Annotated in this window: 19 protein-coding genes and 1 tRNA gene; 13 read left to right on the top strand and 7 right to left on the bottom strand. The window is 69.9% G+C overall.

Going from position 1 to position 21,381, the window contains the following annotated elements; translation table 11 throughout:
* A partial coding sequence (locus VNR19_RS08215) for an integrase core domain-containing protein (protein WP_325725735.1) occupies nucleotides 1–146 on the top strand: 146 nt, incomplete at its 5' end.
* On the opposite strand, the gene serC is transcribed toward VNR19_RS08215, so the two are convergent.
* On the bottom strand, nucleotides 143–1,255 hold the full coding sequence (serC, locus tag VNR19_RS08220) for a phosphoserine transaminase (protein WP_325725698.1): 1,113 nt from the start codon (nucleotides 1,253–1,255) through the stop codon (nucleotides 143–145). The two genes, VNR19_RS08215 and serC, sit on opposite strands and share 4 nt — an antisense overlap.
* 101 nt (nucleotides 1,256–1,356) lie before the next feature.
* Between serC and VNR19_RS08225 the strand changes: the two genes are divergently transcribed.
* The 8 genes from VNR19_RS08225 to VNR19_RS08260 all read left to right on the top strand — a co-directional run bounded on the left by VNR19_RS08225 (nucleotide 1,357) and on the right by VNR19_RS08260 (nucleotide 10,750).
* A complete protein-coding gene (locus VNR19_RS08225) occupies nucleotides 1,357–2,058 on the top strand; it encodes an iron-dependent transcriptional repressor DtxR (protein ID WP_325725700.1) in 702 nt (233 codons plus the stop codon).
* A 216-nt stretch (nucleotides 2,059–2,274) separates the two neighbouring features.
* Nucleotides 2,275–3,135: a M23 family metallopeptidase gene (locus VNR19_RS08230; RefSeq protein WP_325725705.1), complete on the top strand. Its 861-nt coding sequence runs from the start codon at nucleotides 2,275–2,277 to the stop codon at nucleotides 3,133–3,135.
* A 296-nt stretch (nucleotides 3,136–3,431) separates the two neighbouring features.
* The gene (locus VNR19_RS08235; protein WP_325725707.1) at nucleotides 3,432–3,929 is read left to right on the top strand and encodes an HNH endonuclease; all 498 of its coding nucleotides are present in this window, start codon (nucleotides 3,432–3,434) and stop codon (nucleotides 3,927–3,929) included.
* Nucleotides 3,930–3,982: 53 nt separating this feature from the next.
* Nucleotides 3,983–4,546: a cysteine hydrolase family protein gene (locus VNR19_RS08240; RefSeq protein ID WP_325725709.1), complete on the top strand. Its 564-nt coding sequence runs from the start codon at nucleotides 3,983–3,985 to the stop codon at nucleotides 4,544–4,546.
* Between the two features lie 100 nt (nucleotides 4,547–4,646).
* On the top strand, nucleotides 4,647–5,381 hold the full coding sequence (gene imuA' / locus VNR19_RS08245; RefSeq protein WP_325725711.1) for a DnaE2-dependent mutagenesis accessory factor ImuA': 735 nt from the start codon (nucleotides 4,647–4,649) through the stop codon (nucleotides 5,379–5,381).
* Nucleotide 5,382: 1 nt separating this feature from the next.
* Nucleotides 5,383–7,056: a DNA polymerase Y family protein gene (locus tag VNR19_RS08250; RefSeq protein ID WP_325725713.1), complete on the top strand. Its 1,674-nt coding sequence runs from the start codon at nucleotides 5,383–5,385 to the stop codon at nucleotides 7,054–7,056.
* Nucleotides 7,057–7,068: 12 nt separating this feature from the next.
* Nucleotides 7,069–10,626, top strand: a complete 3,558-nt coding sequence (locus tag VNR19_RS08255; RefSeq protein ID WP_325725715.1) for an error-prone DNA polymerase — start codon at nucleotides 7,069–7,071, stop codon at nucleotides 10,624–10,626.
* Nucleotides 10,627–10,678: 52 nt separating this feature from the next.
* Nucleotides 10,679–10,750 (top strand) — tRNA-Arg (locus VNR19_RS08260).
* A 5-nt stretch (nucleotides 10,751–10,755) separates the two neighbouring features.
* Here VNR19_RS08260 and VNR19_RS08265 read toward each other — a convergent pair.
* Nucleotides 10,756–11,250: a MarR family winged helix-turn-helix transcriptional regulator gene (locus VNR19_RS08265; RefSeq protein WP_325725717.1), complete on the bottom strand. Its 495-nt coding sequence runs from the start codon at nucleotides 11,248–11,250 to the stop codon at nucleotides 10,756–10,758.
* A gap of 8 nt (nucleotides 11,251–11,258) precedes the next feature.
* Complete coding sequence (locus tag VNR19_RS08270; protein ID WP_325725719.1) at nucleotides 11,259–13,163, bottom strand: FAD-dependent monooxygenase; 1,905 nt, start codon at nucleotides 13,161–13,163, stop codon at nucleotides 11,259–11,261.
* A gap of 445 nt (nucleotides 13,164–13,608) precedes the next feature.
* Here VNR19_RS08270 and VNR19_RS08275 point away from each other — a divergent pair, with 445 nt between their 5' ends.
* Both VNR19_RS08275 and VNR19_RS08280 read left to right on the top strand, forming a co-directional pair.
* A complete protein-coding gene (locus VNR19_RS08275; protein WP_325725721.1) occupies nucleotides 13,609–14,478 on the top strand; it encodes a hypothetical protein in 870 nt (289 codons plus the stop codon).
* Nucleotides 14,479–14,653: 175 nt separating this feature from the next.
* Nucleotides 14,654–15,949, top strand: coding sequence for a cytochrome P450 (locus tag VNR19_RS08280; RefSeq protein WP_325725723.1), 1,296 nt, complete (start codon nucleotides 14,654–14,656; stop codon nucleotides 15,947–15,949).
* Here VNR19_RS08280 and VNR19_RS08285 read toward each other — a convergent pair.
* From VNR19_RS08285 to VNR19_RS08295, 3 genes are all read right to left on the bottom strand, one after another.
* A complete protein-coding gene (locus VNR19_RS08285) occupies nucleotides 15,942–16,115 on the bottom strand; it encodes a hypothetical protein (protein WP_325725725.1) in 174 nt (57 codons plus the stop codon). The two genes, VNR19_RS08280 and VNR19_RS08285, sit on opposite strands and share 8 nt — an antisense overlap.
* Nucleotides 16,116–16,243: 128 nt before the next feature.
* The gene (locus VNR19_RS08290; RefSeq protein ID WP_325725737.1) at nucleotides 16,244–17,353 is read right to left on the bottom strand and encodes a fatty acid desaturase family protein; all 1,110 of its coding nucleotides are present in this window, start codon (nucleotides 17,351–17,353) and stop codon (nucleotides 16,244–16,246) included.
* Between the two features lie 247 nt (nucleotides 17,354–17,600).
* Complete coding sequence (locus VNR19_RS08295; RefSeq protein ID WP_325725727.1) at nucleotides 17,601–17,882, bottom strand: Fe-S cluster assembly protein HesB; 282 nt, start codon at nucleotides 17,880–17,882, stop codon at nucleotides 17,601–17,603.
* 208 nt (nucleotides 17,883–18,090) lie between these two features.
* Here VNR19_RS08295 and VNR19_RS08300 point away from each other — a divergent pair, with 208 nt between their 5' ends.
* Both VNR19_RS08300 and VNR19_RS08305 read left to right on the top strand, forming a co-directional pair.
* Nucleotides 18,091–19,056: a TIGR03885 family FMN-dependent LLM class oxidoreductase gene (locus VNR19_RS08300; protein WP_325725729.1), complete on the top strand. Its 966-nt coding sequence runs from the start codon at nucleotides 18,091–18,093 to the stop codon at nucleotides 19,054–19,056.
* Nucleotides 19,053–20,708 carry an alpha-amylase family glycosyl hydrolase gene (locus VNR19_RS08305; RefSeq protein ID WP_325725731.1) on the top strand — a complete coding sequence of 552 codons (1,656 nt, stop codon included), beginning with the start codon at nucleotides 19,053–19,055 and terminating at the stop codon, nucleotides 20,706–20,708. The genes VNR19_RS08300 and VNR19_RS08305 overlap by 4 nt, the downstream gene beginning before the upstream one ends.
* A 15-nt stretch (nucleotides 20,709–20,723) precedes the next feature.
* Here VNR19_RS08305 and VNR19_RS08310 read toward each other — a convergent pair whose 3' ends face one another.
* Nucleotides 20,724–20,864, bottom strand: coding sequence for a hypothetical protein (locus VNR19_RS08310; RefSeq protein WP_325725733.1), 141 nt, complete (start codon nucleotides 20,862–20,864; stop codon nucleotides 20,724–20,726).
* Nucleotides 20,865–21,381: the final 517 nt, after the last annotated feature.

A 21,381-nucleotide genomic window follows, 5' to 3' on the forward strand; every position in this document is an offset into this window, starting at 1 on the left:
TGAAGCACTACAACAGCGAATCAGCCCGCCGCGCAGCCCTGCCCGCCTGGCTGCACTTCTACAATCACCACAGGCCCCACACTGCGATCGGGAAGCTCCCGCCCATCAGCCGGATCTCAAACAACCTGCCTGGGCAGTACACCTAGAGCCGCTCGAGCGTGTAGTCGATGCAGCGGATGAGCTGACGCACGTCGTCCGGCTCGATCGACACGAACGTCGCTATGCGCAGCTGGTTGCGCCCGAGCTTGCGGTAGGGCTCCGTGTCGACGATGCCGTTCGCGCGCAGGTTCTTGGCGATCGCGGCGGCGTCGACGGACTCGTCGAAGTCGATCGTGACGACGACGGGGGAGCGGTCGGCGGGATCGGCGACGAACGGGGTGGCGATCGCGGATGCCTCGGCCCACTCGTACAGCGCGTTCGAGGACTCGCGTGTGCGGGCATCCGCCCACTGCAGCCCGCCGTTCTCATTGATCCAGTTCACCTGCTGCTCGAGGAGGAACAGCGTCGCGACGGCGGGGGTGTTGAGCGTCTGGTTGAGGCGCGAGTTGTCGAGCGCGTTCTTGAGGCTCAGGAAGTCGGGGATGTAGCGGTCGGATGCCGCGATGCGCTCGATGCGCTCGATCGCTGCAGGCGACACGAGCGCGAACCACAGGCCGCCGTCCGAGCCGAGGTTCTTCTGGGGCGCGAAGTAATAGACGTCCGCCTCGGCGGCGACGAAGTCGATGCCGCCGGCCGCGCTCGTCGCGTCGATGACCGTGAGCGCGCCGTCGTCGGCTCGCACGCGGTCGACGGGGGCCGCGACGCCCGTCGACGTCTCGTTGTGCGGCCACGCGTACACGTCGACGCCCTCGACCGCCTCGGGCGCAGCGCGCGTGCCGGGCTCCGCCTTGCGGACGTCGGGAGCCTCCAGCCACGGAGCCTTCGCCGCCGCGGCGAACTTGCCGCCGAACTCGCCGAACACGAGGTTCTGGCTCCGACGCTCGATGAGACCGAACGCAGCCGCATCCCAGAACGCGGTCGAGCCGCCGTTGCCGAGGATGATCTCGTAGCCGGCCGGAGCCCGGAGCAGGTCGCTCAGCCCCGCCCGCACGCGGCCCACGAGATCCTTCACGCCGGACTGGCGGTGCGACGTCCCCATGAGGGTCGCGCCGGTCGTCACGAGCGCCTCGAGCTGCGCGCCGCGGATCTTCGACGGTCCGCAGCCGAATCGACCGTCGGCGGGCAGCAGTTCACGAGGGAGCTCGATGTGGGGCATGGGTCGATTCTAGGAGCGGCGCCGGAGGCGGCCCGCACGGCCGGGTGTCCTGCCGGTTGGATAGGCTGGGCAAGCCCCTTTCACACGGTGAGGACACCGCGATGACCGACCTGATCGACACCACCGAGATGTACCTGCGCACGATCCTCGAGCTCGAGGAGGAGAACATAGTGCCTCTGCGTGCGCGCATCTCCGAGCGCCTCGGTCACTCGGGGCCCACCGTGTCGCAGACGGTCGGTCGCATGGAGCGCGACGGCCTCGTCGTCGTGTCGGGCGACCGCACCCTCGAGCTCACCGACGAAGGCCGCCAGAAGGCGGTCGACGTCATGCGCAAGCACCGTCTCGCGGAGCGGCTCCTGTCCGACGTCATCGGCCTCGACTGGGCGTTCGTCCACGAAGAGGCCTGCCGCTGGGAGCACGTCATGAGCGAGCAGGTCGAGCGTCGTCTCGTCGAGCTCCTGGGTCACCCCACCGAGTCGCCGTACGGCAACCCGATCCCGGGCCTCGATCAGCTGGGCGACATCCCCGCCAAGCAGTTCGAGCAGGGAGTGGTCGGACTCGTGCGCCTGCTGAACGAGGTCGGCGGTCCCGTGCGCGGCACCGTGCGCCGCCTCGCCGAGCCCGCGCAGGTCGATCCCGAGCTGCTGCAGCAGCTCAAGGCGGCGGGCGTCGTGCCGGGCGCGAGCGGCGAGTACCGCTTCAGCGAGGGATACGTCCTCGTCGAGATGGACGGATCCGACGAGGGCCTCGAGCTGCCGGTCGAAGTGGCTTCGCACATCTTCCTCGTCGACGATCGCAATTGAGGGCGTTCCATACGCTCAGGAACCTGCCAGCGCGCCAGCGTGACAGATTCGTTACCTTCCGGTAGCCTCGAACAGTCCAATAGGCGAGAAGCCCGCCTCGGACCCCACGTGGATTGCCTCATCGGCTCGTCGTCCACGTGGTGAAGCCCGCACCTCGTGCCCCGACACACAGTGCCGACGAGCCGGCGCTCCGGCGCGGAGGCGCCGGAGGACAGTTTGACTGAAGAGACGATCTCGGAACCCGACGAGACCTTGACCCAGTCGACGGACCTGACCCGTCGCAACCGCAACAGACGACCCGTCGCCCCCCAGAAGCCCTCACGCGCAGCGACGCGCCCCGCGGCCTCGAAGGCTCCGCGCAGCGCGGTCAAGCCTCTGCGCAGCCTCGCCACCCTCGCCGTCGTGGGCGGTCTCATCGCGACCGTCGCCCTCCCCGCCTACGGGGCGTGGCGTCCCGCCGAAGACGCCGTGACCCTCCAGCAGGTCGCCGCCGATGACGCACAGTCCCTCGTCGTCGCGTCGAACGCGACCGGAGTCGAGCTCGCACGCGGCGGCTACGCCGCGACCACCGAGGAAGAGATCGCCAAGAAGAAGGCGCAGGAGGCGGCTGCCGCCCGCGCCCGCGCGATGCAGAGCCGCGTGGCATCCGTCCCGATCAACATCAGCATGGTCTCGCCCGGCAGCGGTGCCGTGCGCTGGCCGCTCCTCAACTTCACCAAGGGCCGCGGTCTCGGCGACTCCGGCTACCACCAGGGCGTCGATCTGCTCGCCGGCTGCGGCACGCCGATCTACGCGGCGGCCGCGGGCGTCGTCCGCGTCTCTCAGGAGAGCTTCGGCGGCTACGGCGTCGCGATCACGATCGACCACGTCATCAACGGCCAGAAGGCGTCCACGCTGTACGGCCACATGACGTACGGCAGCCGTCAGGTCGCCGCCGGTCAGTCGGTCGAGGCCGGTCAGCTGATCGGGCTCGTCGGAAGCACCGGAAGCTCGACCGCGTGCCACCTGCACTTCGAAGTGCGCATCAACGATGCGCTCGTCGACCCGTGGGCCTGGCTCCAGGCGAACGCCGGATAGTTCGCCGACACGCCATGACGCGTTCGCGTCGACTCGCCCTCGGGCGGGTCGACGTGCATTACCCTGAAACCCGACGCTGAGAGAAGCGGAGGGAGCCGATGGGCAGCACACCACGCATCCGAACCACGGATGCGCTCGGACGCCTCGTCCTCCGGCATTGCACGAGCGGATGCCACGGCCGCACCGTGGCGCCATAGCGCTGTCTGCCCGACAGCGCTTTTTTCATGCCCCTGCGCACCTCGAATCGTCGCAGTTCGAATACCGAGAAGCCGTCCCGGCCATTCGAGAGGATGATGATGCGCACTCTGGTGCTGAACGCGGGCTACGAGCCCCTGGCCGTCGTGTCGTTCAAGCGAGCCCTCGTGCTCGTCATGAACGAGAAGGCCACGGTCGTCGAGCACATCGACGACGAACCCGTCTGGAGTGCGAGCGGAGTCTATGAGCGTCCCGCCGTCATCCTCCTGACCCGATACGTGCGCGTTCCCAGCGCGCGGCGCGTCCCGGTCACGCGCCGCGGAGTGCTGCGTCGCGACGCGCACCACTGCGCGTACTGCGGGAAGGCGGCGTCGACGATCGACCACGTCGTGCCGCGCTCGCGCGGCGGCGAGGACTCGTGGGAGAACCTCGTCGCGTGCTGCCTGCGGTGCAACAACCTCAAGGGCGATCGCACGCCCGGCGAGATCGGGTGGGAGCTGCGGATCACACCCCGCCCGCCGCGCGGCACGCAGTGGACCGTGCGCGGCACGGATCGCACCGATCCGCGTTGGGAGCCGTATCTCGCGCTCGCGGCGTAGTCGCGGCATCCGTCTCGGCTGTTCAGTTCCGCAGTCGTGATGGGATGGAGGGCGTGACCCGAGCTCTCATCGTGATCGACATGCAGCGCGGCTTCGACGACCTGGACTTCTGGGGGCCGACGACCAACCCCGACTGCGAGGCGAACGTCGCGTCTCTCATCGAGGCATGGCGAGCCGCGGACGAGCCGATCGTCGTGGTGCGCCACGACTCGCGGTCGGAGGGTTCGCCGCTGCATCCGTCGAATCCCGGCAATGCGCTGGTCGAGGCGGTCGCGGATGCCCCGGCGGCGGTGCTCGTGACCAAGCACGTCAACTCGGCTTTCTACGGCGACCCGGACCTGCACGCGTGGCTGCGGGAGCGGGGGATCGGCGAGCTCGTGGTGTGCGGGATCCAGACGAACATGTGCGTCGAGACGACGGCGCGCATGGGAGGGAACCTCGGCTACGACGTGACGGTCGTGCTCGACGCGACGCGCACGTTCGACCTCTCGACCGAGATCGCAGGGCTCGGGACGGTCACCCGTACCGCCGACGAGCTCATGGCGACCACCGCGCTCGACCTGCAGGCGGGTGGGTTCGCGCGGATCGCGACGACGGCGGATCTCACCGCCGCGTGACGCTTCCCGCCGGTTCGACCCCGGTCCGTCGATGTCGTAGATAGGAGTTATATTCGATCGCACGATGGAGAACATAGAACATCCGTTCTATGATCGGGGGATGAGGGCGATCGTGCGACACCAGGCGATGCCGTCGGCAGATGTGCATGAGCTGCGCGCGCGGCTCGAGCGCGTGCAGGGTCGGCGCATGGAGGCGCCGGTGCTCCCGACGCATCCGGCCCTCGCCGACCTGCTTCCCGGCGGGGGACTCCGGGCGGGGTCGATGTACTCGCTCGCCCCGCCGACGTCGCTGCTGCTCGCGCTGCTCGCACGCCCCACGCAAGAGGGCTCGTGGTGCGGGGTCGTGGGCATGCCCGAGCTCGGCGCCGAGGCGGCCGAGCATCTGGGTGTCGATCTCTCCCGGCTCGTGCTCGTGCCCCACCCCGGGTCGCGGTGGGTCGCGGTCACCGCGACGATCGCCGAGGTGCTGCCCGTCGTCGCCGTGCGCCCCGCCGGGCGCATCGCCGACGGCGAGCTCTCGCGGCTGGCCGCGCGGCTGCGCGATCGCGGGTCGGTGCTGCTCGTGCAGGGCGTGTGGCCGCAGGCCGAGGCGTCGCTGAGCGTGAGCGACGCGGAGTGGACGGGCGTGGGCGACGGTCACGGCTACCTCGCCGGTCGCACGCTCACCGTCACGGTGCACAGCAGGCGCTCGCCCGTGCTGCGCCGCGCGCGCCTGCAGCTGCCCGACATCGGCGGCCGCCTCGCTCCCGTCGAGCAGGGGAGGGTCGAACGCGCACCCGCTCCCGTCGAGCTCGCACCCGATTTCGCCGACATGCCGGCGAGGGCGGTGAGCTGACGTGGCGGCGCGGCGTGTCGCATCGGATGCCGCCGCACGCGGTGCGTCGAGGGCGCCCGTGCGCAGCATCGTGCTGTGGTTCCCGGACTGGCCGGTGACCGCGCTCCTGCGCGAAGGCGTGCGCGACGACGCGGGCGTGCCGTTCCATGCATCAGCGCCCATCGCCGTGCTGCAGGGCAACGAGGTCGTCGCATGCTCGCGGGCGGCGCGCGAAGCCGGCGTGCGTCGGGGGCAACGGCGTCGCGATGCGCAGGCGCGTTGCCCGTCCCTTGCGGTGGTCGCCGCCGACCCGGCCCGCGATCACCGCGCGTTCGCTCCGATCGTGGCGCGCATCGAAGAGCATGCGCCCGGCGTGCAGCTCGTCCGGCCGGGACTGTGCGCGCTGCGCGCACGAGGACCGGCGCGGTACTACGGCGGAGAAGAGGCGGCCGCCCGCGTGCTGCTCGACGCACTCGCCGGGATGGGACTCCACGAGGTGACGGCGGGCGTCGCCGACGGGCCGTTCACCGCGCAGCAGGCGGCCCGCACGGCGCGGGTCGAGCGCGTGCGCGTGGTTCCTCCGGGAGAGGCGGCGGCCTTCCTCGCCCCGTTGTCGGTCGCGACGCTCGACGACGCGTCGGGCGGGCTCGCGGCAGGAGACACCGGCGGAGAGCTTGCCGACCTGCTCGCGCGTCTGGGCGTCCACACGCTCGGTGACTTCGCAGCGCTCGAGGTCGACCGCGTGCGCGAGCGGTTCGGCGAACGCGGTGTGCGACTGCACGCCCTCGCGGCTGGTGACGACTCGAGTCCCGTCGAGCCGCGCGTCCCGCCGCCCGAGCTCGACCGCGAGGTCGCCTTCGAGCCGCCGCTTGAGATCGCCGAGCAGGTCGCGTTCGCGATGCGCGTGCCCGCCGAGGAGTTCATCGCCGGGCTCGGGGAGGTCGATCTCGTGTGCACCGAGCTGCGGGTCGAGCTCGTGGGCGACCGGGGTGAGCGCAGCGAGCGGGTGTGGCTGCATCCGGGCTCGTTCGACGCATCGGCGGTCGTCGACCGTGTCCGGTGGCAGCTCGCCGAAGATGCGCTGCCCCCACCGGACGACGACGACGAGATCGCGCCCGCCGACGGGGCGTTGCGCAGCGGGGTCGCCCTCGTGCGGATCTCTCCCGAAGCGGTCGACGCGGCGTCGCACCACCGGGTCGCGCTCTTCGGCTCCGGCCCCGACGAGCGCGTGCATCATGCCCTGTCGCGTGTGCAGGCGATGCTCGGCCATCGCGGCGTGCTCACTCCGGCTGTCGGCGGTGGGCGGTGGCTCGCCGAGCGTCAGGTGCTCGTGCCGTGGGGCGACCGGGTCGTGCTCGACAAGGAACGGTCGCGCCCGTGGCCGGGGAGCCTTCCCGCGCCGCTGCCTGCCACGGTGTTCCCCGAGCCGCGTCCGGCGCGCGTGACCGGCGAGGGCGGCGCGCCGGTCGCCGTCGACGACCGCGGGGCGCTCACCACGCCGCCGACGATGCTCGTCGAGAGTGGGCGGCGGCGCGAGGTCGTGGCGTGGGCGGGTCCATGGCCGGTCGTGGAGCGCGGGTGGGATGCCTCGCGCACTCGGCGCGCGCATCGGTTCCAGCTCGTCGACGTCGACGGCGACGCGTGGCTGGTCGTGAACGAACGCGACGAGTGGGCGGTCGAGGCGAAGTATGACTAGGCGGTGCGGCTGATGGGCTTCGACAACCCTCCCATCCCGTGGTCCGAGATGGAGCGGCTGCTCAGCGACCGGCGCCGCCCGCGTCAGGTGCCGGTCGGAGCCGACGGCGGAGACAGCCCCGCCTGGTCGCATAAGCGCACCCCGTATGTGGCGCCGCCCATCGAGCGCCCGCCCGACGCGGTGCCGTACGCCGAGCTGCACGCGCACACGTCGTTCTCGTTCCTCGACGGGGCGTCCTCGCCCGAAGAGCTCGCCGAGGAGGCCGAGCGGCTCGGGCTGCACGCGCTCGCGGTCACCGATCACGACGGGTTCTACGGCATCGTGCGATTCGCCGAGGCCGCCGAGAAGCTCGAGCTCAAGACCGTGTTCGGCGCCGAGCTGTCGCTCGGGCACATGGACCGGTCGCCGAGCCCGGCGAGGGGCGGCGAACCCGACCCGGTCGGCACCCACTTGCTCGTGCTGGCGCGCGGCGAAGAGGGCTACCACCGGCTCGCGGCGGCGATCACGCACGCGCAGCTGCGCGGCGCCGAGAAGGGCCGCCCGATGTACGACCTCGACGAGCTCGCGGAGCAGGCGGGGGGTCATTGGGCGGTCCTCACCGGATGCCGCAAAGGTGCCGTGCGCAGCGCGCTCGCCGACGAAGGTCCCGAAGGTGCGGCACGTGAGCTCGATCGGCTGGTCGATCTGTTCGGGCCGGATGCCGTCAACGTCGAGCTCATCGACCACGGCGAGCCCCTCGACTCGCGCCACAACGACGTGCTCGCGGCACTCGCTGCCGAACGGGGTCTGCCCGTGCTCGCGACCAACAACGTGCACTACGCCTCGCCGCAGAAGGTGAACCTCGCGGCGGCGATCGCGGCGGTGCGCGCCAACCGCGGGCTCGACGAGCTCGACGGCTGGCTGCCCGCGCACGCGGGGGCGCACTTGCGTTCGGGGGCCGAGATGGCCGCGCGTTTCGCCCGCCACCCCGGGGCCGTGGAGCGCACGGTCGAGCTCGCCGACGCACTCGCCTTCCCGCTGCGCCGCGCGCGGCCGGCGCTGCCGAAGCAGGAGGTTCCTCCGGGGCATACGCCGATGTCGTACCTGCGCGAGCTCGTGTGGAGCGCGGTTCCCGACAAGTACCCCGACCTCACGCCCGAGCAGCACAAGCGCATCGAGAACGAGCTCGCGGTGATCGAGTCGAAGGATTTCCCGGGGTACTTCCTCATCGTGCACGACATCGTCGCCGAGGCGCGGCGGCGCGGCATCCTGTGCCAGGGACGCGGCTCGGCCGCGAACAGCGCCGTGTGCTACCTGCTCGGCATCACGGCGGTCGACGCGATCGCGTTCAACCTGCCGTTCGAGCGCTTCCTGTCGAGTCTGCGCGACGAGGAGCCCGACATCGACGTGGACTTCGACTCCGACCGTCGCGAGGAGATCATCCAGTGGGTGTACGAGCGGTACGGACGCGAGCGTGCCGCGCAGGTGGCGAACGTCATCCAGTACCGGCCGAAGAACGCGGTGCGCGACATGGCGAAGGCGCTCGGGCATTCGCCCGGCCAGCAGGACGCGTGGTCGAAGCAGGTCGAGCGCTGGGGCGCGATGCTCGAGACCGGAGTCGACCACGACATCCCCGACCGGGTGATCGAGTACGCGACCGAGTTGCTGAAGGCGCCGCGGCATCTGGGGATCCACTCCGGCGGCATGGTGCTCACCGAGCGGCCGGTCGGCGAGGTCGTGCCCATCGAGCACGCCCGTATGGAGAACCGCACCGTCATCCAGTGGGACAAGGACGACGCGGCCTGGATGGGTCTGGTCAAATTCGACCTGCTGGGGCTCGGCATGCTCGCCGCCCTCCAGTACACGTTCGATCTCATCCGCGCGTCGACGGGCGAGGAGTGGGAGCTCGCGACCATCCCCAAGGAGGAGGCGGCGGTGTACGACATGCTGTGCCGCGCCGACTCGATCGGGGTGTTCCAAGTGGAATCGCGCGCCCAGATGGGACTGCTCCCGCGCCTGCAGCCGCGCGCGTACTACGACCTCGTGATCGAGATCGCGCTGATCCGTCCCGGTCCGATCCAGGGTGGGGCGGTGCATCCGTTCGTCCGCCGCAAGCTGGGCTACGAAGAGGTGACGTACCCGCATCCGAAGCTCAAGCCCGTGCTCGAGCGGACGCTCGGCATTCCCGTGTTCCAGGAGCAGCTCATGCAGATGGGCATGGCGGTCGGGGGGCTCACGGGTGAGGACGCCGACCTGCTGCGGCGCGCGATGGGATCGAAGCGCGGCGTCGAGCGCATCGAGTCGCTGCGCGAGAAGCTCTACGCCGGCATGGCCGAGAACGGGCTCGTGGGCGAGGAGGCCGACGCGATCTACACGAAGATCCAGGCGTTCGCGAACTTCGGATTCGCCGAGTCTCACTCGCTGTCGTTCGCGCTGCTCGTGTACGCGAGCTCGTGGCTCAAGCTGCACTATCCGGGGGCGTTCCTCGCGGGACTCCTGCGCGCGCAGCCGATGGGGTTCTACTCGCCCGCGACGCTCGTCTCCGACGCGCGTCGGCACGGCGTCGAGGTGCGGCGACCCGACCTGCACCTGTCGGGCGTCGAGGCGGTGCTCGAGCCGGTGGCAGGGGCGGATGCCTCGGCGAGCGCCGCGGGCGCAGCATCCGTGTTCCCAGATCAGGACATGTGGCGAGTACAGGATCATTTCGTCGCGAAACGTCCTGATTCCGCCACATCTCCTGATCTCGGTGAGTCAGCCCGGCGGGTCGTCGGCCTCAAGCGCCCGCCGACGGGAACGGATGCCTGCACCCAGCGCATCCAGCCGCCGGTGCCGCCGTTCGACCCCGATGCTCCCGACGAGTCCGCCGCCCATCGTCGCGACGGCGCGTTCGCGGTTCGGCTGGGACTCGCGGGTGTGCGGGGGATCGGCAAGGCGGTCGCCGAGCGCATCGTGGCGGAGCGCGAAGCGTCGGGACCGTTCCGCGACCTGCGCGACCTCGTGCGGCGCACGGGTGTGACCGAGGCGCAGCTCGAGTCGCTCGCGACGGCGGGCGCGTTCGAGCGGCTCGGCTTCAATCGCCGCGAGGCGATCTGGCTCGCGGGCTCGGCGGCGCAGGATCGCGCCGAGTACCTGCCCGACTCGCTCATCGCGGTGCAGCCGCCGCTGTTCCCCGATCAGACGAGCTACGAGCGGCTCGCCGCCGACCTGTGGGCGACGGGCATCTCGACCGACGACCACCCGATGACCCACTACCGGTCTGGGCTCGACGCGCGGGGAGTGCTGACCTCGATCGAGCTGCGCACGCACGAGACCGGCCGGCGCATCGAGGTCGCGGGACTCGTCACGCACCGGCAGCGGCCGGCGACGGCATCCGGTGTCACGTTCCTGAACCTCGAGGACGAGCACGGGGTCGTCAACGTGATCTGCTCGGTCGGCCTGTGGCACAGGTACCGCCGGATCGTGCGCGATGCGCCTGCGCTCATCGTGCGGGGGATCCTCGAGCGCTCGCCCGAGGGCGTCACGAACGTGCTCGCCGACGCCGTGGAGGACCTGCGGGTGGGTGTGCAGCATCAGTCGCGCGACTTCCGGTGACCGTGGCCGCGCGCGGGTGGGATGACTGCCGTCGCCTAGACTGGATCGGCCAGCCTCTGTAGCTCAATGGAAGAGCAGTTGCGTCCTAAGCAAACGGTTGGGGGTTCGAGTCCCTCCAGGGGCACCGCATCAACGCGGGGGATCCGCGGATGCCGCCACCGCCGCACCCTCGTCGCGCCGCACATCCCCGAGCATGAGCCCGAGCAGCCGCCGCAGCTGCTCGGCCTCGGCATCCGTCAGTCCCACGACCAACTCGCGCTGCACCTTCTCGACGAGCGGCCGCAGCCGGTTCAGCTCGCTCAAGCCGACCTCCGTCAGCCTTACGACGTTCCGTCGAGCATCGGCGGGGGAGCGGTGACGATCGAGGAGGCCGTGGCGCTCCATGCGGGCGACGAGGTCCGCGATCGTGGACCGGTCGAGGTCGACCTCGTCGCACAGCTCGCGCTGGCTCGCTTCGCCGAGGCGATCGACGACCGCGAGGATCGAGTACTGCACACTCGAGATGTCTTGCGACACGAGGCGCGCCCATGTCGCGACGTGCAGCTGCTGCGCGCGGCGGATGAGGTACCCGAGGTGACGGTGCGGCTCTCGGTCGTCGTACGGGTCGGCGATCGCGGTGGACACGGAGTCCATCATCCCAACGCGGACACTTTCTGCGGCCGAAGACTCCCCGCGAAGAAGCCCGTCAGCTCCCGCCGTGCCGACAGCGGCAGCACGTGTGCGACGTACTGGTCGGGACGCACCACGACCATGGCGCCGTCGGGCGAGATGCCGCGCTCCGCGAACACATCGGCGCGCGGGTCGACCGCCCACACCTTCTCCCAGTGCTGGATGCCCAGCGGACCTGTGCGGGGGAGCAGCAGCTCGGGCAGCGCCGCGAGGTCGACATCATGGTGCCCCGTGCGGAGAACCGCGTGCACGTCGAGCACTGCGTCGATGTCGGCGCCCTCCGGCGTGTATCGCACGACCGGTGAGTCGGGGTCCTCGCCCAGCCACGTCGCCGCGTCCACGACGCGTTCGACCTCGCCGAACAGGTACACCCGCCAGCGTCCGTCGGCCTGGTGCGTGTGGCCCAGGTGCATCCGCCGTGCATCCGCGACGCGCACGACCGGTGAGGCATGGAACCGCGTGCCGATCTCGAATCCGGTCGCCAAGTGCTGGTGCTCGCCTGTTCCGGTGAGCACCGACGGGCGATACTGCGTCGCGACCCCCGCCGTGTAGCGGCCCTGACGAGCGAACTCCGTCTGCATCTGCTCGGGCGTGACCCCGCCCAGCTCGGGGTGCGCGGGGTCGACCGTGGGCTGGGCGATGAACGCCGACCAGAATCGGTCGAAGTCGATGAGGTCCTGCGCGACGGCGTGCCGCTCCTCCGAGTACGTGCGCAGCAGCACCTCGTCCGAAAGCCCGCGCAGCACCGCGGCGAGCTTCCACCCCAGATTGAACGCGTCCTGCATCGACACGTTCATGCCCTGGCCGGCCTTGGCGGAGTGCGTGTGGCACGCATCGCCCGCGATGAAGACACGCGGCATCCGTCCCGTCGTGTCGTCGTCGGGCACGTCGTCGAACCGGTCGGTGAGCCGCTGACCGACCTCGTACACCGACGACCACGCGACCGACTTCACATCGATCGAATACGGATGCAGGATCGCATTGGCCACGTCGGTGAGCTGCTCGACCGTGGTCTGGCGGATCGAGCTGTCGCCCGCGGGCACCTCGCCGAGATCGACGTAGAGGCGCACCATGTTGCCGCCCTCGCGGGGGATCATCAGCAGGCTGCCCTTGCCCGCCGACTGCACGACGTTCTTCGTACGCCAGTCGGGGAAGTCCGTCACCGCGAGCACGTCCATGACGCCCCACGCATGGTTGGCGGCGTCGCCGCGCAGCTCGCGTCCGATCGCGCGGCGCACCGCGCTGCGTGCGCCGTCGCAGCCTACGACGTACTTCGCCCGCACGGTGAGCTCCTCACGCGCACGCTCGCCCTCGACGCGGCGGAGAGTGACTCGCACGGGGTGCTCGCCGTCGCCCACCTCGAGGTCCACGAACTCGATGCCGTAGTCGGGCTCGAGCCTGCTCGCCGACCGCGCCGCGTGGTCGAGGAGGAATTGCTGCATCCGCGCCTGGTTCACGATCACGTGCGGGAACTCGCTCAGCCCCTCGGGGGTGTCCTCGACCCAGCCGGTGCGCACGATGCGCGAGCGGTCCTCGTCGGACGGACCCCAGAAGCGCACTTCGTTGACCCAATACGCCTCGCGCAGCAGGGCCTCGGCGAGTCCGAACGCCTGGAACATCTCGACGGTGCGGCACGCGACCCCGTCGGCCTGGCCGACCTGGAGCGGACCGCCGCGACGCTCGACGATACGGGTGCGGATGCCGGGGAACTGGGCGAGCTGTGCCGCGAGCACGGTGCCGGCAGGGCCGGTGCCGACGATGAGGACGTCCACCTCGGCGGGCAGATCGACGGAGCGCGTCAGAGCTTCGGCGGATGCGGGCTGAATGTCGGGGTCGCCGGGGCGGTAGCCGTCGCGGTAGAACTGCACGCTGATCTCCTCAGATCGTGAACGCCCGACGTCGGGCGTCGCATCCGGTTAATTTACTCAGTACCCCAACGAATGTCTAGAGGTCCGTTCGACCTCGCGGTCGGGCGCTCCGAGAATCTGCTCGAAGACGAGCAAGACCGTTCAGAAAGACGCAACCAACATCCCGCTCGGCGGGATGGATGGCCTGGATTCCTCGGATCGCCCCGGCACCCGCTCAGTTATCCGTCAAGATCCGCTCAAGCGACCTGGGAGAGCCCGGTCACTCCCATATCGTCGACGGCAGGTGCGCACCAAGTGCGTGGGGGATCCGGGGGGCTTCGCCTGCGGCTCACTCTGATGTGCGCCGCAACCGGAGCGCGGCGGTCCGGCTCAGCAGCTGAGCCGGCGCCGCGCTCCGGCACGCCCACGGCTACGTGCGCCGACGCATCACTAACGGAAGATGGTTATGACCGACACTCAGCAATCCGCCACCCAGCCGCAGCCGCAGCAGTACCCGCAGCAGCCTTCGTTCCAGCCTCCGGCTGCTCCCGTTCAGGAGAAGCCCGCCCGCAACGTCGTGGGCATCATCGCCCTCGTCGTGGCGGCGCTCGGCTTGATCTTCGCGTGCATTCCCGGCGCGCTCATCATCGGCTGGATCCTCCTGCCGATCGCCTTCGTGCTCGGCATCGTCGCGGTCTGCCTCAAGGGCAAGGTCAAGTGGCAGGGCATCACCGCCATCATCGTCTCGGTCGTCGGCACGATCGTCGGCTTCATCGTGTTCTTCGCCGTGGTCGCCGCCTCGTTCTCGAACGCGTTCGGCGGCACCGATGCCCAGGTGACCACCGGTGACGACACCGCGGTCGTCGAGGAGGGCACGGCCGACGAGCCGGCCGAGGAGCCGGCCGCCGAGATCGGCACTCGTGAGAACCCGGCGCCGCTGGGCTCGACGATCGAGGGCGACGACTGGACAGTCGTGGTCAACTCGGTCACCCTCGGCGCGACCGATGAGGTCGTCGCGGCGAACATGCTCAACGAAGCGCCCGACGCCGGCATGGAGTACATCGTCATCAACTACACCGTGACCTACACGGGCGACGACGCCGACGGCGCGATCCCCGCAATGGTGGGCATCGAGTACGTGACCGCCGCCGGCGTCACGGTGAACTCGCTGGACAAGCTCGTCGTCGCACCGGATGAGATCGACAGCCTGAGCACCCTCTACTCGGGCGCCTCCGTCACCGGCAACACCGCGCTGCAGGTTCCGAGCCCGGCCGACGGCGTGATCGCCGTTCGTCCCGGCATGATCGCCGACAAGGTGTTCGTCGCGATCCAGTAAGTCGCTTCACCGGCGAGGGCTCGAGGTCTCACCTCGGGCCCTCGTTGCGTCTTCGCGCACGCTTAGCCCCTGGCCACGCCGACTTCAAGGGCCTCCGCTGCGGCGCGCCGCGCGCATAGTGTGGCGCCGTTGCGGCATCCGCATGTCTTCCAGGATGCGCGACGGAGAGACGGAGATGACTGCCCTCGACGACACCACGACCGCCGTTCCCGAACTGCCCGGAGACCAGTCGCTCGCCTTCTTGCGCGAGGGCTACCCGTTCGGGCACCGCCGATTCCTCGAGCACGACACCGACGCGTTCCGCGCACGGCTGCTCGGACGGCGCGTGCTCTTCCTGCGCGGGGGCGACGCGGCGGAGTTCTTCTACGGCGAGGACCGCTTCACCCGCAAGGGCGCGATGCCGCGCTCGGTGCTGCATTCGCTGCAGGACGAGGGCAGCGTGCAGACGCTCGACGGCACCGCGCACCGTGTGCGTCGTGGGTACTTCCTCGAGGTGCTCGACTCCTCGTCGCGCGACGGGCTCTCGGAGGCGTTCACGACCGCATGGAACGCGAAGTGGAGCGAATGGTCGCGCCGCGCGCGTCCCGTCTCGCTCGTGACCGGCTCGGGCGCTGTGCTCGCGGATGCCACGCTCCGCTGGCTCGGCCTCGGCCCGCGGTGCGACGCCGACGCGCGCGCGATCGAGAGCCTCGCGATGATCGACGGCGCGGGCGCGTTCGGTCCGAGGAACTGGTGGGGGCGGATGTTGCGCCGACGGTCCGAGCGCTGGGCGCGCCGCGTCATCGGGGGAGTGCAGTCGGGAGAGCTCGACACCGTGCCGGGCTCGCCGGTCGAGACGCTCGCGTGGTATCGCGACGCCGACGGGCCCCTCGACGACGCGGTGGCGGCCATCGAGCTGCTGAACCTCCTGCGGCCGATCGTCGCGGTGTCACGGTTCATCGGCTTCGCGGCGCTCGCGCTGCACCGTCACCCCGACTGGCGGGTTGCCGTCGCGCGGGACGACGCGAACCTGCATCCGTTCAGCCAGGAGGTGCGCCGGGCCAGTCCGTTCTTCCCCGCGGTGGGCGGTCGCGCCACGCACGACATGTCGTGGCAGGGGGTCGACATCGCGGCCGACGACTGGGTGATGCTCGACATCTTCGCGACGCACCGCGACCCGGGTCGCTGGATCGATCCGGAGCGGTTCGATCCGACGCGCTTCGCCCCGACGGCGCAAGACCCGGGCGACGAGGCGAACGTGCTCGCGCAGCCGCCGAATCTCGTGCCGCAGGGCGCGGGCTCGATGACGGGAGGCCACCGCTGCCCCGGTGAGCCGGCCACCGTCGACCTGCTCGCCGTGGCCGCGCGCATGCTCGCGCGCTCCGATTGGGGGGTGCCGGATCAGGGCCTCACGGTCGACCTCAGCCGGCTCCCCGCGCTGCCCGGGCGCCACGGCATGCTCATCGTGCCGCGCGAAGCCCGCGTCAATTGACGCTGCGCTGCGCGCCGTCGGCGTCGCGCTCTGGGTCGTCGCCCTCAGCCTGCGAGGGGTGCCCCTCGGCGGGCATCGCCTGACCTGTGTCGGGTCGTTCGCGGTCTTCGCCTTCGGCCTGGCTCGGCGTGCGGTCCGCACCGCCGATCGGCTCGTAAACGCTCATGCGGTCGTCTCCTTCCGATGTCTTCCGCAAAAGCGAACCCCGGGCGCCTGAGAGACGCACGGGGGTTGCATCCGGCGACGTCTCGATTTATACGTCGGCCGGGAGGGGTGAGACGGATGCTCCGCCCGTCACGCCCGTCGATACTGCGATGCCATCGGGCAGTCGAACGGGTCGCGCGCTGCGAGCCCGACGCGGTTCAGGTAGTCGATGACGATCATGTACGAGCGTCCGAGCGAGGTCTCCGTGTACGGCACGTCGTTGTTCGCGCAGAACTCGCGGACGATCTCGCGCGCCTTGGACAGGTGCGGGCGCGCCATGCTCGGGAAGAGGTGGTGCTCGACCTGGTAGTTGAGCCCGCCCATGAGCCACGTCGCCCACCAGCCGCCGCGGATGTTGCGCGAGGTGCGGACCTGCTTCGAGAAGAAGTCCAGCTTCGCGTCGCGGTCGATGACCGGCATGCCCTTGTGGTTCGGGGCGAACGATGCGCCCATGTAGACGCCGAACACGGCCAGCTGCACGCCGAGGAACGCGAACGCCATGCCGAGCGGCAGGAAGAGGAACACCGGGATGAGCAGGATCGCGAAGCGCGCGACGATCATCGACAGTTCGGCCCAGCGCGCCTTCGCGTCGGGATCGGTGAGGAGGTACTTGAAGCTCAGGAAGTGGAGGTTGAGGCCCTCGAGGGTCAGCAGCGGGAAGAAGAGCCACCCCTGCTTGCGCGTGATGAGCCGGCGCACCCCGCGGGCACTCGCGGCATCCTCTTCGAGGAATGAGATCGTGTCGATCTCGATGTCGGGGTCCTTGCCCACGCGGTTCGGGTTCGCGTGGTGACGGGAGTGCTTGCTGTCCCACCACGAGTAGCTCATGCCGACGATCGCACCGAGCACGCGCGCGAGGCGGTCGTTGGCCGGCCCCGTCGAGAGGATCTGCCGATGCGCCGCTTCGTGTGCGAGGAAGGCGACCTGCGTCACGATGATGCCGAGCGCAGCCGCGATGAGCAGCTGGAACCAGCTGTCGCCGAGGAGGACGAAGCCGGTGATCGCACCGCCGAGGGCGACCGCGATGGCAGCGCCGACCGTGGCGTAGAACCACGGTGCACGGCGTAGGAGGCCGGTCTCGCGGACGACGTTCGACACCTGCGTGTAGGCGCGTGCGATGGGCGGGAAGGTATCGGTCCCGGCGTACGTCTGGCGAACTCGGCCGAGGGTTGCGGAGGGGTAACTGGTTGTAAGAGAGATGATTTCCCCGTTCGGTCGGACGACACCTCACTGGCATCTGCAAAAGCCAAAGGCGGTCGCCGATCGCTTTCCTCACCCTAACGCGGGGCGTATGCCGAAAGCCTTATGCACGGGCGATGTGCAGGGTTCCCGCCGGAGATCATCGGTTTGCATCCGACATCCCCGTCGCGCTCGGCACACCCGTAGGAGCGGGCACGCGAAGGCCCCGGCAGCGAACCGCCGGGGCCTTCGCTCTGCGCCGTCGCGCTCAGGCCCGCGTCGCGAGCGCGAAGCGCACCGAGCCGTCGCCCGAGAGCTCGGCGTCCAGCACGCGGTCGTCGAGGGCGGCCGCGGCCGACGTGTCGAGGAACACGCGCGCGCCATCGGTCTCGACGATGGTGTCGTCCGGCTCGGGGGTCTCGGCGACGCTCAACTCGAACCCGCGCTCCGGACCCGTGTCGCGGATCCGGACGCCTCCGTCCACGGTGAGCGGCACCTGCGAGACGATCGTCTTGACGGCCTCGGCCGCGGTCGTGGTCAGCGTGAGCATGTTGCTCCTTCCGTTGCGGACTTCGGACCGGCCACGATTCCGAGAATCCGCGCGCATCGCAACGATAAGCCGGTATTCGGAGGCGATTCACACGTAGTCGCACCCGATCTCCAGGCGCCGGATGCGGCATCCGCCCCGCCACCTATCAGGAGGTCTGCGCGGGCGCAACGTCCTTGTCGGCGGCCCGGAATGCGCCGATCCTCGGGTGATGGTCGTGATCGGTTACCACCTCTCCCATGAGCAGTTCCTGCCCTCGCGCCTGCTCCGCATCGTCAAACAGGCGGAGGTCGACGGGTTCGACGCGGCCATGTGCTCCGACCATTTCGCGCCGTGGAGTCAGTCGCAGGGGCAGTCGGGATACGCGTGGAGCTGGCTCGGCGCGGCCCTCGCGAAAACGCGCCTGCCGATGGGGCTCGTGACCGCACCGGGACAGCGCTACCATCCGGCGATCGTCGCGCAGGCGGCGGGGACGCTCGCCGAGATGTTCCCGGGACGGTTCTGGGCCGCGCTCGGAAGCGGCGAGGCCGTGAACGAGCACATCACGGGCGACGAGTGGCCGCCCAAACCCGAGCGCGAGGCGCGCCTGCTCGAATCGGTCACTGCGATGCGGCGTCTGCTTGCGGGGGAGACCGTCGACCACTCCGGCTCCGTGCGCATTCACGAGACGCGGCTGTGGACGCGCCCCGAGGAGCCGCCGCCGTTCATCGCCGCCGCAGTCGGTCCGGCCACCGCCCAATGGGCAGCCGATTGGGCGGACGGGCTCATCACAGTGGGAGTCGATCCCGCTGCGCTCGGCGAGGTCCTCTCGGCGTACCGATCGGCCGGCGGCCGCGGGCGCGCCGTCGTGCAGGTGCACGTGTGCCTCGCCGACACGATGGACGACGGCATCCGCATCGCCGCCGACCAGTGGAGCCAGGCGACTGTCCCGCCGCCAGGTCTGTGGGACGTCGAGACGCCCGAGGAGTTCGACCGACGGGCCGATCGCACCGACCGCGAGACCTTGCAGAGTGCGGTGCTCATCGACGACGACATCCGGTCGATGAGCGAGCGCCTTCGCGCCATCACCGCGCAGGGCTTCGACGAGATCTACCTTCACCACGTCGGGATCGACCAGGAGGCGTTCGTCGAGCGCGCCGGACACGAACTGCTGCCGATGATGAGGAGCACCGCATGAAGATCGCCGACACGGGGGACATCTGGTGGAAGACCGCCGTCATCTACTGTCTCGACGTCGAGAACTTCCTCGACGTCGACGGCGACGGCGTGGGCGACTTCGGCGGACTCACCGACAAGATCGACTATCTCGCCGACCTCGGTGTCACGTGCATCTGGCTCATGCCGTTCTATCCGACGCCTGACGCCGACGACGGCTACGACGTGAGCGACTTCTACGGCGTCGACCCGCGCCTGGGCTCCCACGGCGACGTCGTCGAGTTCGTGCGGACGGCGCGCAGCCGCGGCATCCGCGTCATCATCGACCTCGTCGTGAACCACACCTCCGACCGGCATCCGTGGTTCATCAACGCCCGCCGCTCGCGCAGCGCGCGGTACCGCGACTACTACGTGTGGCGCGACCGCCCGACCCGCAAGCAGAAGAACGAGGTGTTCCCGGGCGAGGAGGAGAGCATCTGGGAGTGGGACGAGCGCACCGGGCAGTACTACCTGCACTCGTTCTACAAGCACCAGCCCGACCTCAACATCGCCAACCCCGCGGTGCGCGACGAGATCGCGAAGGTCATGGCCTTCTGGCTCACGATCGGCGTCTCGGGGTTCCGCATGGACGCGGTTCCGTTCCTGCTCGAGTCGCCGGGCGGGCCGTATGAGACCGACCCGCACGAATTCCTCCGCGACGTCAAGCGCTTCGCACGGCGCCGTTCCAGCGAGGCGATGCTGCTCGGCGAGGTCGCGCTGCCGCACGAGCAGCAGGCCGACTACTACGGCGAGAACGCGGGCGAGCTGGACTCCCAGTTCGACTTCACCACGATGCAGGCCGTGTACCTCTCGATGGTGCGCGAGGAGGCTTCGCCCATCGTCGATGCGCTCAAGACGCGGCCGCCCATCAACGAACCGGTCTCGTGGGTGAACATGCTCCGCAACCATGACGAGCTCACGCTCGCGCTGCTGTCGGAGAAGGAGAAGAACGAGGTTCTCGACGCCCTCGCCCCCGACCCCGCCCAGCGCGCGTACGGGCGAGGGATCCTGCGGCGCCTCGCGCCGATGCTTCAGGGCGACATGCGCCGCATCCGCCTCGCCTACAGCCTCATGTTCTCGCTGCCGGGCAATCCGCTCCTGTTCTACGGTGAGGAGCTCGGCATGGGTGAGAACGCCGAGATCGCGGGCCGCATGGCGGTGCGAACGCCCATGCAGTGGACGCCCGGGAAGAACGCGGGGTTCTCGGACGCGCGCCCGTCACAGCTCATCGCGCCCCTGCCCGGAGGGGGGTACGCGCCGGTGCACGTGAACGCGCTGGATCAGCAGAAGGAGCCGGACTCGCTCTTCCACTTCGTTCGCGACCTCGCTCATCGGTACCGCTCGCTGCCCGAGATCGGCTGGGGCGACCTCGATCTCGTGCAGGCCGGTCCCGGCGGGGCGTTCGTGCACTCGCTCGCAACCCCGTCCGCGCGCTTCGTGGCCGCCCACAATCTCAGCTCCGAGCCGGTGCAGCTCGAGGTGAACCTGCCCGACTCGGTCGAGGGCGACGTCGTGCTGTCGGATCTGCTCAGCCCCGGTTATCTCGATGTGAAGGACGACCGGTCGTGCAGCTTCGAGCTGGACGCGTACGGCTTCCAGTGGTTCCGTGTCGTGCCTCGCGAAAAGCTCGGCTGACGCGCGCTGGGCGGATCAGGCCTCGTCGTCGCCCGCGTCCTCCAGCGACGTCGCCTGTGCGGGCGGAACCTCGGCGGCGATGTCGGCGCGATCGGCGCCCGGATTGCCGCGCCCGCTCTCGGTCGCGTATTCCGACGGGTCCTGTGGCGTTGTCAACCTGGCTGAGGACCTGGGTGACGGTTTGAACCGGGACCACTCGCTGGTTGCGGGCGATCGTCCGCGCAACCACGTGGGCCGTCGCGCCGTGCGCGGTTAGCGCCGTCATCGGCCCTCGGCAGACAGCTGGACTCAGTCGATTGAATCGAGCCTCATTCCGTGGGTGCGGCTTGAACACATCTGCAACCCGACCGGACGCCGTGAGGATCACACGACTGAGCCGGACCCGGCTGATGAGTTAGCGCCCGTGCCCGGGCCCTCCTTCGCATCCCATGTCGTAGGCAGCACTGCCGAATTCGGGCGTGTACCAACAGCGACCGGGGGCGTACCAGACGGTGGTTTCGTTCTTCGTCAGCTGACTCTGTGCACCGGGTCCCGGGACTGCTGCACGGATAGGTGACAGGTTGTAGTCACGCCGCCAGTGCGACGGTCGTGTTCATGATGGTCTCGAACTCGATGGGCGTCAAACGGCCCAGGCGGGGTTGGCGCCTCCGGCGGTGGTAGGTCCTTTCGATCC

Origin of the sequence: Microbacterium sp. (genome assembly GCF_035556355.1) — a bacterium.
Lineage (GTDB): Bacteria > Actinomycetota > Actinomycetes > Actinomycetales > Microbacteriaceae > Microbacterium.